The organism is Thalassobellus citreus, from assembly GCF_044385915.1.
GTDB classification, from domain to species: domain Bacteria; phylum Bacteroidota; class Bacteroidia; order Flavobacteriales; family Flavobacteriaceae; genus Thalassobellus; species Thalassobellus citreus.
The window spans coordinates 204,728-221,184 of the sequence record NZ_JBISCC010000126.1; the positions used below are offsets into that span (position 1 = coordinate 204,728).

The following is a 16,457-nucleotide window of genomic DNA, read 5'->3' on the forward strand; positions in this document are numbered from 1 at the left end:
GGGGAGAGCAGTTTTTTCGATATTGATTTCCGAGCTTACTGAAAATCAATATCTGATAGATCTAACCAAAAACCTAAAATTTAATGGCGAATCCGGTATAAACACCTATAAAATAGGGTTTAAAATCGCCAGATGTATTATTAAACGTGTTAATTTGATATTTAAACATAGGCTCTAAATTAAAGTCTATTTTTTTTGAAACCTGATAGTTTAATCCAAGACCAAAATTAGCACTATAACTCATTTTATTTAAATTGGTAGCTTCTCCCAAAATGATTCTAGTACCACTTTCTGTTTTAGAAGATATTTCATTATTATTTAAAAAGAAGGAGCTAAAGCCACCAATAACATTGATACCTAGTTTTTTATTTAATAAGGCATATTGAATTTCTATAGGAACTTCAATAAATCCTAAAGACTGATTAATAGACGTATTTGATGCGCCAAATGATTCGGGGCTTTCATTTGAAGCAAAATTTTCACCACTTACAAGTGATAAGTTTTCCGAAGTATTTATATTTGGTGACACATCAAGGTTATTATTGTTGTTGTTAACACTTACATTTTGTAGCGAGCGTTTACTACTACTTACTCCAACAGAATTGTAAATAACAATGTCATTTGTATTATATCCTAGATTTACTCTATTAATACCAGAACGAATACTTAACTTTTTATTTACAGCATAACTAGTAGCAATACCATAACTCATGTTAATTTCTCCTGTTTTAGAGTTACGATTAAATTGAGGATCTATAGAAGAGCCTTCTCCAAAACTATTGAAATATACAGGTGCAGCATTTGGAGTAACACTCCATTTATTTAGTTTTTCTTTTTTTTCAATAATATCTTTAGTTTGATCTATTGCTTCTTCAATAGTAAGCGAGTTTTCTTTAGTTGTTTTGTTGTTTGCTAAAGAAGCGTTTATTTCTTCATTATTAGATTTTGCAACTGTATTATTGTTATCTGTGTTGTTGTTAATGATGTTTTTAGCACTATTAACATCAATTAAAGTCGTATTCTTTTCTTTTTTATTAGTTTCTTCAAGATTATAAGCAATTGTTGTTTCTGATTCTGTTTTTATTATTGAATTAGAAATATTTGATTTTTTATTTAAAGATTTAGTATTATTATTTCTGTTTCTAGAACCAGTTGTTTTTGCTATTGATGAATTAGTTGAGTTATTAATTTTATTAATTAATGGTTTAGTCTTGTTTTGAGAACTTTTTTCTGTGTTTTCTTTATGATTAACTGTAATAACACTATTGTTTTTATTTAAGTCATCTGGATTTAAATTAATAGAATCACTATTTGTTTTAGTCTCAGTATCTACAATGGTATTTGTTTCTGGTTTATCGGTGTTCATAAAATAAGAACCACCAACAGTTAAAAGAAGCAATAATAAAGCTGCTACGCCTGCATACCTCCACCAAATAGGAATAATTCGAGTCTTTTCTTTCTTCGTAAGTTTAGACTCAATGTTTTTCCACACAGCATCACTTGGAGTAGCTTCAAAATCTTTGAGACCTTCCTGAAATAATCTATCTATATGCTTTTTTTCTTTCATTATAATGATTGTGCACTTTGTGTCGTTTTATAATTTTCAATAGTTTGCTTCAGAGTTTGTCTAGCGCGTGCTAGATTAGATTTTGAAGTTCCTATATTTATATTTAGCATGTCTGCTATTTCTTTGTGTGAATAACCGTCAAGCACATATAGGTTAAAAACCATTCTGTATCTGTCAGGTAATTCTTGAATAATTTGTAATAGATAATCAATTGAAATTTCGTCTTCATCAATTTCTAGTACAACATCTTCAATACTATTTTCATTTACTATATCAAAAACTTTTTCGGTTCTGTATCGTTGTAAAACAGTGTTTATAGTAATACGTTTTAACCAACCTTCAAAAGAGCCTTTGTTTTTATATTGCCCAATTTTGTTAAAAATTGTTAAAAATGCATCTTGCAAATTATCTTCTGCTTCTGCATAGTTTTTTGAATACTTCAAGCATACAGAGAACAGTTTACTCGAAAAGAGCTTATATAGTTCTCCTTGTGCTTTGGTATCATCAATTTTACAATTTTCTATGAGTTGATCTAAACTCAAATTAAACACGTATTAATTAATAGTTAAAATTAATCTATTACAGGCACTTCAATAGTTAAATATTGATCGTCTCCATTACTATCTTCACCTTGCCAAAATTTAAATATATAAGACCCGTTACTTGTTACAGTAAAATTAAAAGTTTCTTCTACTAATGCAGCAGGAAGTTCTATACAATTGTTCTCTTCAACAACAAAGTTTATTGGAGCAACTGTACGGACATTATTTTCCTTAAGATAGTAAAACTCTTTAAAAGAGTGACAAGTAGATGGTCTGAAATATGAAATGGTTATAGGGTATGTTTCTCCTAAAACAAATTCATCAGGAATATCTACACTTTCTACCGGCAAAACCTCAAAATTATAATTTGTACTATCACCGTCAACACTACATGAGGCTAGTATTAGTGTTAGGCAAAGTACAAGTAATCTTTTCATAACAAAAATTTATTATTAATACATATATCTAGTAGATGCAGTTGTAATAAAAAGGTTGCGTATAAAACTAAAAAATCCCGAATAATCGGGATTTTTAATGTATTGTTTAGCCTTTAATGGCTACTTTTATTTTTTCTTCTAGTTCATCAAAAAGTTCTGGGTTATCTTTTATAATGGCTTTAACAGCATCTCTACCTTGTCCTAGTTTGGTTTCTTCATAGCTAAACCAAGAACCACTTTTCTTAACAATTTCAAGTTCAACAGCAACATCTAGTATTTCTCCAACTTTACTAACGCCTTCTCCATACATAATGTCAAATTCTGCCATTTTAAAAGGAGGTGCTACTTTGTTTTTAACCACTTTTACTCTGGTTTTGTTTCCTAAAACATCGCCATTGCTATTTTTAATTTGTGTAGAACGTCTAATATCTAATCGTACAGAAGCGTAAAATTTTAAGGCATTACCACCAGTGGTTGTTTCTGGGTTACCAAACATAACACCAATTTTTTCACGTAATTGGTTAATAAATATTACGGTACAATTGGTTTTACTAATAGAGCCTGTAAGTTTTCTTAAGGCTTGAGACATTAAACGTGCGTGAAGTCCCATTTTAGAGTCACCCATTTCGCCTTCTATCTCGCTTTTTGGTGTTAAAGCAGCTACAGAATCTACTACAACAATATCAATTGCTCCCGATCTAATTAAGTTATCTGCAATTTCTAAAGCTTGTTCACCATTGTCTGGTTGAGAGATAATTAAATTATCAATATCAACGCCTAAATTTTCAGCATAAAACCTGTCAAAAGCATGTTCTGCATCAATAAAAGCTGCAATGCCTCCAGCTTTTTGAGCTTCCGCTATAGCATGTAGTGTAAGCGTAGTTTTACCTGATGATTCAGGTCCGTATATTTCAATAACACGACCACGTGGATAACCACCAACGCCTAAAGCAATATCTAAACCTAATGATCCAGAAGGAATAGATTCTACATCAACAACAGCTGCATCGCTCATTTTCATTACGGTACCTTTGCCGTAAGCTTTATCTAATTTATCTAATGTAAGTTTAAGTGCTTTTAATTTTGCTTCTTTTTCGTTGCTCATTTTTATTTATTTTTTTCTGAAGTAGTATGCTAAAATAGTACATCTTTTATCATCATACAATTTTATGACGCAACCTTTTTACACATTTTACATCTAGTAAATAAAGTGGGAAGATTTTATGCTATGAAATTGACTAACTAGAGCATTTTTACATGCTGATTAACTCAAACTAATTATTAAAGCATCTAATTTATTAGGTGCTTTTTTATTTTAATTGGGTACTTTTTTTTAAAACCGTACTTTTGCGCTTTAAAAAAAATCTTTAACCTTAAAAATTAGTATAGCATGCAACTGTACAATAAGTTAAGCGCAAAAGAAAGAGCGGAATTAATCGATAAAGCAGGAAAAAATCGATTAACTCTTTCTTTTTATCAATATGCCAAAATTGGCAATCCACAAATTTTTAGAGACCACTTGTTTCTTACTTGGGACGCATTAGACGTTTTGGGTAGAATTTATGTAGCTCACGAAGGTATTAATGGGCAATTATCATTACCTGCCGATCGTTTTAATGAGTTTAAAAATCATTTAGATTCTATTGATTTTTTAAAAGATATCCGATTAAATATTGCCGTAGAACAAGACAATAAATCGTTTTTAAAGCTTAAAGTGAAAGTTAGAAAAAAGATTGTTGCCGATGGTTTAAACGATGATACTTTTGATGTTACCAATAAAGGTATTCATTTAAAAGCTGAAGAATTTAATCAGTTTATTGAAGATGAAAACACTGTTTTGGTTGATATGAGAAATCATTATGAAAGCGAAATAGGTCATTTTAAAAATGCCGTAACCCCAGATGTAGATACGTTTAGAGATTCTTTAGATATTATTGAAGAAGATTTAAAAGACCATAAAGAAGATAAAAACCTGGTTATGTATTGCACCGGTGGTATTCGTTGCGAAAAAGCCAGTGCTTATTTTAAACATAAAGGTTTTAAAAATGTTTATCAATTAGAAGGCGGTATTATAGAATACACAAGACAGGTAAATGAAAATGAGTTAGAAAATAAATTTCTAGGGCAGAATTTTGTATTCGATGATAGGCGAGCAGAACGCATTAGTGATGATGTTATAGCTAATTGCCATCAATGTGGAGATCCTTTCGATGTGCATACTAATTGCGCTAACGAAGCGTGTCATTTATTATTTATTCAATGCCCTAAGTGTAAAGAAGAGATGGAGAATTGCTGTTCTTCAACTTGTATGGAAATAAATAGATTGCCTCACGAAGAGCAAAAAGCCTTAAGAAAAGGGCAAGGTAATAGCAACGATATCTTTAAAAAGGGACGTGCAGATCATTTGCCATATAAAAAAGATTTAAGAAACATTTTCGAAACATTCAAAACTAAAGATCAAAAAAACAACTAGTATGCAAAAAATAGAATTAATGGCGCCTGCAGGAAATTTTGAGTCCTTGCAAGCTGCTTTAGATAATGGTGCAGATTCTGTGTATTTTGGTGTTGAACAATTAAATATGCGTGCTAGAGCTTCTGTTAATTTCACTTTAGATGATTTACCAGAAATAGCAAAACGTTGTCAGTTAAAGCAAGTGAGAACGTATTTAACTTTAAATACCATTGTTTACGATCACGATTTATCTATTGTAAAGACCTTAATAAATAAGGCTAAAGAAGCTAAAATTACTGCTGTAATTGCTATGGATCAAGCTGTTATTATGGCGGCTAGAGAAATTGGCATGGAAGTGCATATTTCTACTCAAATAAACATTACTAATATAGAAACGGTAAAGTTTTATGCCATGTTTGCTGATACGATGGTGTTAAGTAGAGAGCTTAGTTTAAGGCAGGTAAAAAAGATAACCGAACAAATTGAAAAAGACCAAATAAAAGGACCCTCTGGAAAGCTTGTAGAAATTGAAGTTTTCGGACACGGTGCACTTTGTATGGCTGTTTCAGGTAAATGTTATATGAGTTTGCATTCTTATAATTCTTCGGCAAATAGAGGAGCTTGCAAGCAAAATTGTAGAAAAAAATATACGGTTATCGAGCAAGAAACAGGTTTTGAAATGGAAATTGATAATGAGTATATTATGTCTCCTAAAGATTTGTGTACTATTGATATTTTAGATGAAGTTGTCAATGCGGGTATTACCGTTTTAAAAATTGAAGGTCGCGGAAGAGCGCCGGAATACGTTGCCAAAATCATTTCTTGTTATCGTGATGCTATTGATAGTTTAAATGCAGGAACCTATCAAAAAGAAAAGGTAATTACCTGGATGCAAGAACTTGAAAAAGTATACAATCGAGGTTTTTGGAATGGGTATTATCTGGGGCAGAAATTAGGTGAATGGGCAACAGGTTCAGGGTCTCACGCCACTCAAAAGAAAGTGTATTTAGGAAAGGGAACACATTATTTTCCAAAACCTCAAATTGGCGAGTTTAAAATTGAAGCTTATGATATTTCTGTTGGAGATACTATTTTAATTACAGGACCAACAACCGGAGCTCAAGAAGTTGAAGTTGGTGAAATGATGGTGAATGATGAAAAAGGTACCAAAGGCACAAAAGGCGATATGGTAACCATTCCGTTAGGTTTTAGAATTAGACCATCCGACAAGTTGTATAAAATTGTTGAAAGTAAAGTAGAAGCATAATGGTTGTTATTACTTTACAGCGCAATAAATGTATTGGCTGCAATTATTGCGTAGAATTAGCGCCAAAACAATTTCAAATGTCAAAAAAGGACGGGAAATCAGTTTTGTTACATGGAGTTGATAAAAAAGGGTTTTTTACATTAAAATCTAATGAAGAAGCTATTCTTGATGATTGTGAGAATGCTTCAAAAGCTTGTCCTGTTAAGATTATAGATGTTAAAAGTGTTTAAATGAAATTGTCATTCCCATTAAAACGGGAATCTAAATAAGAATTTTGGTTTTAAGAAATTCTTTATTTGTTGGTATTTTAATCTTATCTTTACATCCAAACGGCTTTTTCAGAAATTTAATTTCAAAAAGTTGTTTTTTAATGCTTGTTTTCGTGAAAGTGGAAACTAAAAATATTTATAAACCTTCATTCGTAATAATCTAATTATTAACGAATTCAATATATAATAACATATGGCTTGCGCAAGTTGCTCAACTAAAGACGGCTCTCCAAAAGGCTGCAAAAATAATGGTACTTGTGGTACAGATAGTTGTAATAAATTAACTGTTTTTGATTGGCTAGCAAACATGTCGCTTCCTAATGGAGAAAAGCCATTCGACTGGGTTGAGGTTCGTTTTAAAAACGGCAGAAAAAATTACTATAAAAACACCGAAAATTTAACCTTAAGTATTGGCGATATTGTTGCTACACAAGCACAATCTGGTCATGATATTGGTATGGTTACCCTTACGGGGGAATTGGTGCGCGTTCAAATGAAGCGTAAAAATATTTCTGAAACTCCAGAAGAATTATTAAAAATATACAGAAAAGCAAGTCAAAAAGATATTGATATTTGGCAAACGGCACGCGATAAAGAAGAGCCTATGAAGGTTAAAGCGCGTCAATTTGCAATTGATTTGAAACTTCAAATGAAGATTTCAGATATTGAATTTCAAGGTGATGCTAGTAAAGCAACCTTTTACTATACAGCAGAAGAACGCGTAGATTTTCGTGAACTTATTAAAGTATTTGCGCGTGAGTTTAGAACACGTATAGAAATGAAACAAGTAGGGTTTCGTCAAGAAGCTTCAAGGCTTGGAGGTATTGGCTCTTGCGGACGCGAATTATGTTGTTCTACTTGGTTAACAGATTTCCGTTCGGTAAGTACTTCGGCAGCGCGTTACCAACAACTATCATTAAATCCTCAAAAACTAGCTGGACAATGTGGTAAGTTAAAATGCTGTTTAAATTATGAATTAGATTCTTATTTAGATGCTTTAAAAAGTTTTCCTAAAACAGATATTAAACTTAAAACTGAAAAAGGAACGGCTGTTTGTCAAAAAACAGACATTTTTAAAGGACACATGTGGTATGCTTATGAGGGGGAATGGATGAATTGGCATAAAATAACAACACAACAAGCCAATGAAATTATTGAAGCTAACAAAAAGAATAAACCTATTGCAAGCCTTGAAGAATATGCGTTAGAGCTTGTAGAAGAAGCTGCAACAGAGTTTGAAAACGTTGTTGGTCAAGATAGTTTAACACGTTTTGATAGTCCAAAACCAAATAATAAACGTAGAAACAATAGGAGAAAGCCTAATCAGAAAGGTAATCAAAAAGGAAATCAGAAACCTAACCAGAAGCCCAAACCAAAATCAAATCAGGGTAACCAAGGAAATCAACCTAATAAAAAAGCGGCGCCAAAGAATAAGCCCAATCCAAATAATAGAAATAAAAACAACAATAATAAAAGAAAACCTAAACCTCAAAACAATAAAAATGTTGCGAAATAGTGTCTTGTTATTTTTTTTAATTTTTTCTTTTGTATTTGTGTCTTGTGATTCAAATCGTGTTTTTGATGAATATAAATCAGTGCCTAATGTATGGCATAAAGATTCCATTATAGGGTTTAAAGTAACACCTCCAGATTCAATAAAAAACTATAATTTGTTTGTAAACTTAAGAAATACAAATGCTTACAAATACAATAATTTGTTTTTAATTGTTGAAATGGTTTATCCGCATGGGAAAACTATAAAAGATACTTTAGAATACAGAATGGCAGACCCTAGCGGAAAGCTTTTAGGTACTGGATTAACCGATGTTAAAGAAAACAAACTTTGGTATAAGGGGCAAGATGCACCATTTGTTTTTAATGAAACAGGAGAATATACCGTTAATATTCAGCAGGCTATGCGTGAGAACGGCAAAGTAAATGGTGTAACAGAGCTTGAGGGGATTACAGATATTGGTTTTAGAGTAGAACATATAAATAATAATTAAATGTCACTTCGCGTTATTCTGATTATAATCAGAATAGTTTTAAGACGTATTTATTAAATAAAGTACATGGCAAAAACAAAAAAAAGCACAAAAACACCAGTTCAAGATTTTTCGAAATATATTCGTTGGTTTTGGATTTTATTTTTAGGAGGAATACTATCGGTGGTTCTTATCTTTTTATTAGCATCTTGGGGTGTTTTTGGTGATATGCCAGATCACACCCAATTAGAAAACCCCGAAACTAACTTAGCGACAGAAATTATTTCTTCGGATGGAAAAACACTTGGTAAATTCTATTTTAATGATAATAGAACACCAGTAAGCTATGAGGATTTATCACCAGATTTAGTAGATGCTTTAATTGCAACCGAGGATGCGCGTTTTCAAGAACATTCAGGAATTGATGCTCGAGGTACATTAAGAGCTATCATTAAATTAGGAAGTAGTGGAGGGGCAAGTACTATTTCTCAACAACTTGCAAAACAGTTATTTCACGGTGAAGGATCTAAAAACACATTGGGTAGAATTACTCAAAAAATAAAAGAATGGATTATTGCTATTCGCTTAGAACGTCAATATACCAAAGAAGAAATTATTGCTCAGTATTTTAATATATATGATTTTTTAAATAATGCAGATGGTATTCGTAGTGCAGCAAGAATCTACTTTGGTAAGGAACCTATTGATCTTGATTTAAAAGAGTCTGCGATGTTAGTAGGTATGTTTAAAAATTCTGCATTGTATAACCCTAGAAGGAATCCTGTAGGGGTTAAAAATAGGCGTAATGTTGTTTTAGCTCAAATGTATAAATATGAATACATAACTGAAGCTGTAAAAGATTCACTTCAAAAAACCGATTTAGATTTAAATTATTCGCCAGAATCACATCGTGAGGGTATGGCAACTTATTTTAGAGAATATTTAAGAGGTTTTATGAAGGATTGGATTAAGAAAAACCCAAAGCCCGATGGCTCAAAATGGAATATTAATAGCGATGGTTTAAAAATATACACAACTATTGATTCTCGTATGCAGCAATATGCTGAAAATGCTGTACAACAACATATGTCAAGGTTACAAGCAGAGTTCTTTAATCAAAACACCCCAAAACGTAATCCAACAGCACCGTTTTTAGAGTTAGATAAAAGTGAAATTGACGATTTATTAAATCGTTCTATGAGACAAGGGGAACGCTGGCGTATATTAAAAAAAGCAGGTAAATCAAATAAAGAAATTATAGCTTCTTTTCATAAGCCAACAAAAATGACTGTTTTTGCTTGGAAAAAAGGAGTTGCTAGTGAGGTTGATACGATTATGAAACCTATAGATTCTATGCGTTATTATAAGTCATTTTTACGCACAGGCATGATGTCTATGAATCCGCAAACAGGGCATGTGAAAGCTTGGGTTGGTGGTATTAATTATCGCCATTTCCAGTACGATATGGTTAAACAAGGAAAACGTCAAGTTGGTTCTACATTTAAGCCATTTGTTTATACTGCGGCGATTGATCAGCTTCATTTGTCACCATGCGATGAGTTACCAGACACACCATTTTGTATAGATGCAAATAAATATGGAAATCCTGAAGAGTGGTGCCCTAAAAATTCAGGTGGAGATAACGATTATGGAGGTAACAGAACTTTAAAAAATGCTTTAGCGAATTCTGTTAATACTATAACAGCAAGATTGATTGATAAAGTGGGGCCGCAAACAGTAGCTGATTTAGCAGAAAAGCTAGGAGTGGAGTCTGAAATACCACCAGTGCCATCTATAGCATTAGGAACACCCGATTTAAGTGTTTACGAAATGGTAGGAGCATATTCAGCTTTTGCTAATAAAGGAGTGTATACGAAGCCTGTAATGGTTACAAATATTGAAGATAAAAATGGTACTATTTTGTATCAGTTTAAACCAGAAACACGCGATGTTTTAAGTGATGAAACTGCTTATGTTACCTTAAAACTTATGGAAGGGGTTACTCAATCTGGTTCTGGTGGTAGGTTAAGAGGAAAAGGTCGTGACGCTTACAGGGTTGATTATAGAGAAATAATTACAGGCTATCCTTATGACTTTACAAATCCTATAGCAGGAAAAACTGGAACTACACAAAACCAAAGTGATGGTTGGTTTATGGGTATAGTGCCTAATTTGGTAACAGGTGTATGGGTTGGAGCCGAAGATAGAGCTGCGCATTTTAAAACGATTACTTACGGTCAAGGAGCTGCTATGGCATTACCTATTTGGGGTGTTTATATGAAAAGTTGTTATGCTGATGAAGCTTTGAATATCTCTAAAGAAGATTTTGAAGAACCTGCTGATCTATCAATAAATGTAGATTGTTCAAAAGTTGATGATGATACAACGGTTATTGATGATGATTCTGATGATACGCCAGACGATTTAGATTTTTAGTATTTTCTTCTTCTAACAAGAATTTATTCTCTTTTAAAATAGAAATAGACAAAAACCATTTATTTTGAATGGTTTTTGTTTGACATTGATTACTCATTATAATTCTATTATTCGTAATTTTATATGCATAAAATTGATAATAATGATTAATAAAAAAGTAAATAATGTTGAATTGGCTCTTCAAGGCGTTTCAGATAACATGACTTTTATGCTTGGTGGTTTTGGGCTTAGTGGTATTCCTGAAAATGCTATAGGGCAATTAGTAAAACTTGGCGTAAAAGGTTTAACCTGTATTTCTAACAATGCAGGTGTAGACGATTTTGGATTAGGATTATTACTTCAACAAAAGCAAATAAAAAAAATGGTATCTTCTTATGTAGGTGAGAATGACGAATTTGAGCGCCAAATGCTTTCGGGAGAATTAGATGTAGAATTAATTCCTCAAGGAACATTGGCCGAACGTTGTCGAGCTGCTCAAGCAGGATTTCCAGCCATTTATACGCCTGCAGGTTACGGAACAGAAGTTGCAGAAGGTAAAGAAACCAGAGAGTTTGATGGTAAAATGTATGTATTAGAGCATGCTTTTAAAGCGGACTTTGCTTTTGTAAAAGCTTGGAAAGGTGATGCAGCAGGAAACTTGATTTTTAAAGGAACCGCTAGAAATTTTAATCCCAATATGTGTGGAGCAGCTAAAATAACGGTTGCTGAGGTTGAAGAATTAGTGCCATTAGGAACTTTAGATCCTAATCAAATACATATCCCAGGAATTTTTGTTCAACGTATTTTTCAAGGAGAAACCTATGAAAAGCGTATTGAACAACGTACTGTGAGAGTAAAAGAATAGAGGTTGTTATTCCTGCGAAGACAGGGATACTCTTTTTAAAAATTAAGGTTTAATTAAAAAGATTCCTGCTTTCGCAGGAATGACAAAAGAAAAGATAGATGTTAGATAAAACAGGAATAGCAAAGCGTATAGCAAAAGAAGTGCAAGATGGTTATTATGTTAATCTAGGTATTGGCATACCAACTTTAGTCGCTAATTATGTTCGTAACGATATAGAAGTAGAATTTCAAAGTGAAAACGGTGTTTTAGGCATGGGGCCTTTTCCTTTTGAAGGAGAAGAAGATGCCGATGTTATTAACGCAGGAAAGCAAACTATTACAACATTGCCAGGTGCTAGTTTTTTCGATTCAGCTATGAGCTTTTCTATGATTCGTGGACAACATGTAGACTTAACTATTTTAGGAGCCATGGAGGTTGCTGAAAATGGCGATATAGCCAATTGGAAGATTCCAGGACGCATGGTAAAAGGTATGGGAGGTGCCATGGATTTAGTAGCTAGTGCCGAAAATATTATTGTAGCCATGACGCATACCAATAAAAGAGGCGAATCTAAGTTGTTGAAAAAATGCTCATTACCACTTACAGGTGTTGGTTGTGTGAAAAAAATAGTCACTAATTTGGCAGTGCTTGAGGTAACTAGTGATGGGTTTAAACTTTTAGAACGTGCTCCAGGTGTTACTGTTGAAACTATAAAAAGAGCTACAGAAGGGACTTTAATTATTGAAGGTGATATTCCTGAAATGAGTCTTTAAAGCTTCATAAAAAAATAAATCAAACATAAGAAATCGATTAAAAGTTAAAAAAATACGTATTTCATCGATTTTTTGTGTTTTTTAGCTGATTTATTAAAAAGATGTCTGATATTAGTACTCCCAAACAAACCAAGTTAAATTATAGATTTGCCCCAAATCTATCATGAATTTTACGCTTATGAATATTGCAACAAATCTACCTGAACAACCTACAAATGACGAGAGCAAATTCAAAGAAACTGTAAAAGAAAATTTACGGTTTTTTAAAGGCTTAGTCTATTTAACAAAAAAAATATTCATGCTATAATCCTTTTGGGATAGCATGAATTAATTTTTTTGTGTACTCTTTTTGAGGCGACTTATATATAATATCAGCATCGTCCAATTCTTCTATTTTACCTTTATTCATTACTAATAGTTGATCGCTCATGTATTTTACCACAGCTAGATCGTGCGAAATAAATATATAAGTAAATCCAAAAGTGTCTTTAAGTTCGTTTAATAAATTGAGTACTTGCGCTTGAACTGATATGTCTAAAGCAGAAACCGATTCGTCACAAACAATCAATTTAGGTTGTAGTGCAATGGTTCTTGCGATACCAATACGCTGTCTTTGTCCGCCAGAAAATTCATGAGGATACCGGTTAAAATAATCTTCAGATAAACCAACCCGATTTAAAATATCTATAACTTTTTCTTTGCGTTCTTTATCAGAATTAAAAAGTTGATGTACTTTCATAGGTTCCATAATGGCTTCACCAACAGGAATTCGAGGGTTTAAAGAGGAATAAGGGTCTTGAAAAATAATTTGAATGTCTTTCCTAAGTTTTCTAGTCTCCGTTTTAGAAAGCTTTGTAATATCTATGCCATCATATAAAATTTGTCCAGCAGTCGCTTTATCTAGTTGAAGTATGGCATTTCCTAAGGTTGATTTCCCGCAACCAGATTCGCCTACCAAACCTAAAGTTTCCCCTTCATATAATTTAAAACTAACATCGTTTACAGCTTTAAAAGTCTTTGCTTTGTTAAACCAGTTCCCTTTTGTTATATATTCTTTTTCAACATTAACAACTTCTAGTAAAGGCGTTTTACTATATAATTTTTCGTGATTTTGTTTACGTTCTTCTGGGGTTATAATTGTGTTTGAAACCGTATTATTTAAATAATCGTCAATGGTTGGTAGTGTTTTTAGTCTGGTATCTAAAGACGGACGAGAGTTTATAAGTGCCTTGGTGTAATTATGTTGCGGATTATTAAAAATGTTTGTTACAGCTCCTTCTTCAACAATATTACCTTTGTACATTACTAACACACGATTAGCAATTTCAGAAATTAGAGATAAATCGTGCGTAATAAATATCACGCTCATTTTGGTTTCTGATTGTAGATCTTTAATGAGTTTAATAATCTCTTTTTGTACGGTAACATCAAGAGCGGTAGTAGGTTCGTCTGCTATTAAAATATCGGGTTTACAAGCAATAGCCATAGCAATCATGACACGTTGCTTTTGTCCACCAGAAATTTCGTGTGGATATTTATGATACGTTGTTTTTACTTCGGGAAGTTTAACTTTTTCAAAAAGTAAAAGTGTTTCATTTTTGGCTTCTTGTTTTGTGAGTTTTGTGTGTTGTAATAATATTTCCTGAACCTGTTTTCCACAAGTCATAGATGGGTTTAAAGAACTCATAGGTTCTTGAAAAATCATGGCAATTTTATTACCTCTAATTTTTTGAAATAATTTTGGTGAAATCTTGGTTAGTTCTTCTTCATTATATGTAATGCTACCAAAATTTATTTTTGAAATATTTTTAGGAAGAAGCCCTAGTATAGCTAATGAAGATACTGATTTTCCAGAACCAGACTCTCCAACAATTCCTAAAATTTCATTCTTTTCTAATTTGTATGAAATATTATGAATGACTTCATTTTTTCCAAATGAAATAGATAAATTTTTAACGTTTAATATAGTTTCTTTTGTCATTTATATATATGCATAATTTCATCGTTACTTAATAAATCATCACCTCGTAAACGTAAAAATATTTGAGCTACGGCAATAGTATCTTTTTCGCAATAGATAATAATTCTGTCCACTTCCTTTTCTTCGTAATAAACACGATAGACTTCGCTACCATCAATATCGTCTTTTGGTGATGGAATGCCTAAAACATGAGTTAATAGTTTTAGTGAGGTGTAACTTTTATAATCTCCAAATTTCCATAATTCTAAGGTGTCTAAATGAGGCACCTCCCAAGGTTTTTTGCCAAAAAGATTTAGTTTGTATGGTAATTCTATATTATGAATTATCATACGACGTGCTATATATGGAAAGTCGAATTCCTTACCATTATGAGCACAAAGTAAATGTTTGGTTTGATTAAAATGAGAACTTAATAGGTTTTTAAAGTCTTTTAAAATGGTAATTTCATCGCCATAAAAGGAGGTGACTCTAAACTGTCTTGAATCACCTTTAAAGATAAAGTACCCTACAGATATGCATACTATTTTACCAAATTCTGCCCAAATACCTGCTCTGTCATAAAACTCTTCAGCTGTGAATTCATCTTTTCGTTGGTATTTAGATTTGTGTTCCCAAAGTGCTTGTTTGGTTTCATCCAATTCAGAGAAATACTGTACTTCTGGTACGGTTTCAATATCTAGAAATAATATGTTTTCAAGATGTAATTTAGCAATCATTCATTTAACATTTTATAAGCTTCTTCAATATAAATTGAAATGTCATCTGTAAACTCACCAACACCTTCATCTGGTGATTTTCTATGTCCTAAGCGAACAATAATAACATTGTCATTAGGCTCTACTATAACGTATTGTCCTAGATGCCCACGCATCATAAAAAAGTGCTTATCTCCAACTTTTTTTAGCCACCATCCATAACCATATTCTGGACTTTCTTTAAATCTTGGCGTTATAGATTTTGCTACAAATGCAGAGTCTAAAATTTGTTTACCATTCCATTTACCATGGTCTTTATATAGTTTACCAAAGCGCGCAAAATCTCTAGCATTACTAGAAATACAACAGAAAGCTTTTGCTAGTTTGTGGTCTTCATCATCTAATTGCCAAAGGGCATCATCGGTTGCTCCCATAGGCTGCCAAAAGCTTTCAGAAAGATAATTTGAAAGCGATTTTTTTGTTGCTTTTTGAATAATCATTCCAAGTAATTGGGTGCTTCCGCTTAAATATTCAAATTCTACACCTGGGGTTTTAACTACCTTTTGATTTAAGATAGTTTCAGCTAAATCATCATCATAATTAGCTCTTGCTGTTACTGAAAACGGACTTGTGTAATGTTCTACCCAATCGAGGCCAGAAGCCATGGAGGCTAAATCGCCAACTGTAGTTTTTGCATAGTTATATTGTGGGTAAAAATCGCTTATAGGTTGGTCTAAATTTTTAATGTACCCATCCATAATAGCTTTTCCTAGTAAAGACGTTACAATGCTTTTTGCCATAGAAAACGAATTGGTTTTAGAGTTTTTATTAAACTCATCATAGTAGTTTTCAAACCAAATACTGTCATTTTTTATGATTAGATACGCTATGGTTCCCCAATCTTTATTAACTGTAGAAAGTTTTTCAGTTTCTTTTACAGTATTATAATCTTTATGGTTTAACCAAGGACTCGTGTTGTTTCCTGTTTTTATTGTGTCGTTTTCAAAATAAGGATAGTCGTCAATAAAAGCTGTATTATGACCTGTAAAGTAAACAATTTTAGCACCTCTAATTATGTAGCCGTAATCAAAAATATAAAGTAAAGCTATAAGTGCTATAATTGTAATAATAAGCCATTTAAAGAACTTTTTTAGAAATTTCATTTACTTAATGTTTAGTTGAATTAAATATAATAATAAAACCCAACATGAAACGATTCATCTATGCTTT

15 protein-coding genes are annotated in these 16,457 nt (G+C 32.3%); 8 read left to right on the forward strand and 7 right to left on the reverse strand.

Annotated elements, in window-relative coordinates; translation table 11 throughout:
• Positions 1–73 precede the first annotated feature (73 nt).
• From ACH5TX_RS13355 to recA, 4 genes are all read right to left on the reverse strand, one after another.
• Entirely contained in the window at positions 74–1,567 is a 1,494-nt protein-coding gene (locus ACH5TX_RS13355; protein WP_439339997.1) for a hypothetical protein, read from the reverse strand.
• Positions 1,567–2,109: an RNA polymerase sigma factor gene (locus ACH5TX_RS13360; protein ID WP_439339998.1), complete on the reverse strand. Its 543-nt coding sequence runs from the start codon at positions 2,107–2,109 to the stop codon at positions 1,567–1,569. Before ACH5TX_RS13360 ends, ACH5TX_RS13355 begins: the two co-directional genes overlap by 1 nt.
• Positions 2,110–2,138: 29 nt before the next feature.
• On the reverse strand, positions 2,139–2,546 hold the full coding sequence (locus ACH5TX_RS13365) for a hypothetical protein (protein ID WP_439339999.1): 408 nt from the start codon (positions 2,544–2,546) through the stop codon (positions 2,139–2,141).
• A 106-nt stretch (positions 2,547–2,652) separates the two neighbouring features.
• Positions 2,653–3,651, reverse strand: coding sequence for a recombinase RecA (gene recA, locus ACH5TX_RS13370; protein ID WP_439340000.1), 999 nt, complete (start codon positions 3,649–3,651; stop codon positions 2,653–2,655).
• Positions 3,652–3,936: 285 nt separating this feature from the next.
• Here recA and trhO point away from each other — a divergent pair, with 285 nt between their 5' ends.
• The 8 genes from trhO to ACH5TX_RS13410 all read left to right on the forward strand — a co-directional run bounded on the left by trhO (position 3,937) and on the right by ACH5TX_RS13410 (position 12,551).
• Positions 3,937–5,019 carry an oxygen-dependent tRNA uridine(34) hydroxylase TrhO gene (gene trhO / locus ACH5TX_RS13375; protein ID WP_439340001.1) on the forward strand — a complete coding sequence of 361 codons (1,083 nt, stop codon included), beginning with the start codon at positions 3,937–3,939 and terminating at the stop codon, positions 5,017–5,019.
• A gap of 1 nt (position 5,020) precedes the next feature.
• Positions 5,021–6,265 carry a peptidase U32 family protein gene (locus ACH5TX_RS13380; RefSeq protein WP_439340002.1) on the forward strand — a complete coding sequence of 415 codons (1,245 nt, stop codon included), beginning with the start codon at positions 5,021–5,023 and terminating at the stop codon, positions 6,263–6,265.
• The gene (locus ACH5TX_RS13385; protein WP_439340003.1) at positions 6,265–6,495 is read left to right on the forward strand and encodes a ferredoxin; all 231 of its coding nucleotides are present in this window, start codon (positions 6,265–6,267) and stop codon (positions 6,493–6,495) included. Before ACH5TX_RS13380 ends, ACH5TX_RS13385 begins: the two co-directional genes overlap by 1 nt.
• Before the next feature lie 232 nt (positions 6,496–6,727).
• Positions 6,728–8,050 (forward strand): PSP1 domain-containing protein, encoded by a 1,323-nt coding sequence (locus tag ACH5TX_RS13390; protein WP_439340004.1) that lies wholly within the window; start codon positions 6,728–6,730, stop codon positions 8,048–8,050.
• On the forward strand, positions 8,037–8,540 hold the full coding sequence (locus tag ACH5TX_RS13395; RefSeq protein WP_439340005.1) for a gliding motility lipoprotein GldH: 504 nt from the start codon (positions 8,037–8,039) through the stop codon (positions 8,538–8,540). Before ACH5TX_RS13390 ends, ACH5TX_RS13395 begins: the two co-directional genes overlap by 14 nt.
• 66 nt (positions 8,541–8,606) lie before the next feature.
• Complete coding sequence (locus ACH5TX_RS13400) at positions 8,607–10,955, forward strand: penicillin-binding protein 1A (protein WP_439340006.1); 2,349 nt, start codon at positions 8,607–8,609, stop codon at positions 10,953–10,955.
• 142 nt (positions 10,956–11,097) lie between these two features.
• The gene (locus tag ACH5TX_RS13405) at positions 11,098–11,799 is read left to right on the forward strand and encodes a CoA transferase subunit A (RefSeq protein ID WP_439336393.1); all 702 of its coding nucleotides are present in this window, start codon (positions 11,098–11,100) and stop codon (positions 11,797–11,799) included.
• A 98-nt stretch (positions 11,800–11,897) separates the two neighbouring features.
• On the forward strand, positions 11,898–12,551 hold the full coding sequence (locus ACH5TX_RS13410) for a CoA transferase subunit B (protein WP_439340007.1): 654 nt from the start codon (positions 11,898–11,900) through the stop codon (positions 12,549–12,551).
• A 301-nt stretch (positions 12,552–12,852) separates the two neighbouring features.
• Here ACH5TX_RS13410 and ACH5TX_RS13415 read toward each other — a convergent pair whose 3' ends face one another.
• Genes ACH5TX_RS13415 through ACH5TX_RS13425 form a run of 3 tightly spaced genes read right to left on the reverse strand, consistent with a single transcriptional unit; the run spans position 12,853 to position 16,390 of the window.
• Positions 12,853–14,532 (reverse strand): ABC transporter ATP-binding protein, encoded by a 1,680-nt coding sequence (locus tag ACH5TX_RS13415; protein WP_439340008.1) that lies wholly within the window; start codon positions 14,530–14,532, stop codon positions 12,853–12,855.
• On the reverse strand, positions 14,529–15,248 hold the full coding sequence (locus tag ACH5TX_RS13420) for a 3'-5' exonuclease (RefSeq protein ID WP_439340009.1): 720 nt from the start codon (positions 15,246–15,248) through the stop codon (positions 14,529–14,531). Before ACH5TX_RS13420 ends, ACH5TX_RS13415 begins: the two co-directional genes overlap by 4 nt.
• On the reverse strand, positions 15,245–16,390 hold the full coding sequence (locus ACH5TX_RS13425) for a serine hydrolase domain-containing protein (RefSeq protein ID WP_439340010.1): 1,146 nt from the start codon (positions 16,388–16,390) through the stop codon (positions 15,245–15,247). Before ACH5TX_RS13425 ends, ACH5TX_RS13420 begins: the two co-directional genes overlap by 4 nt.
• Positions 16,391–16,457 lie beyond the last annotated feature (67 nt).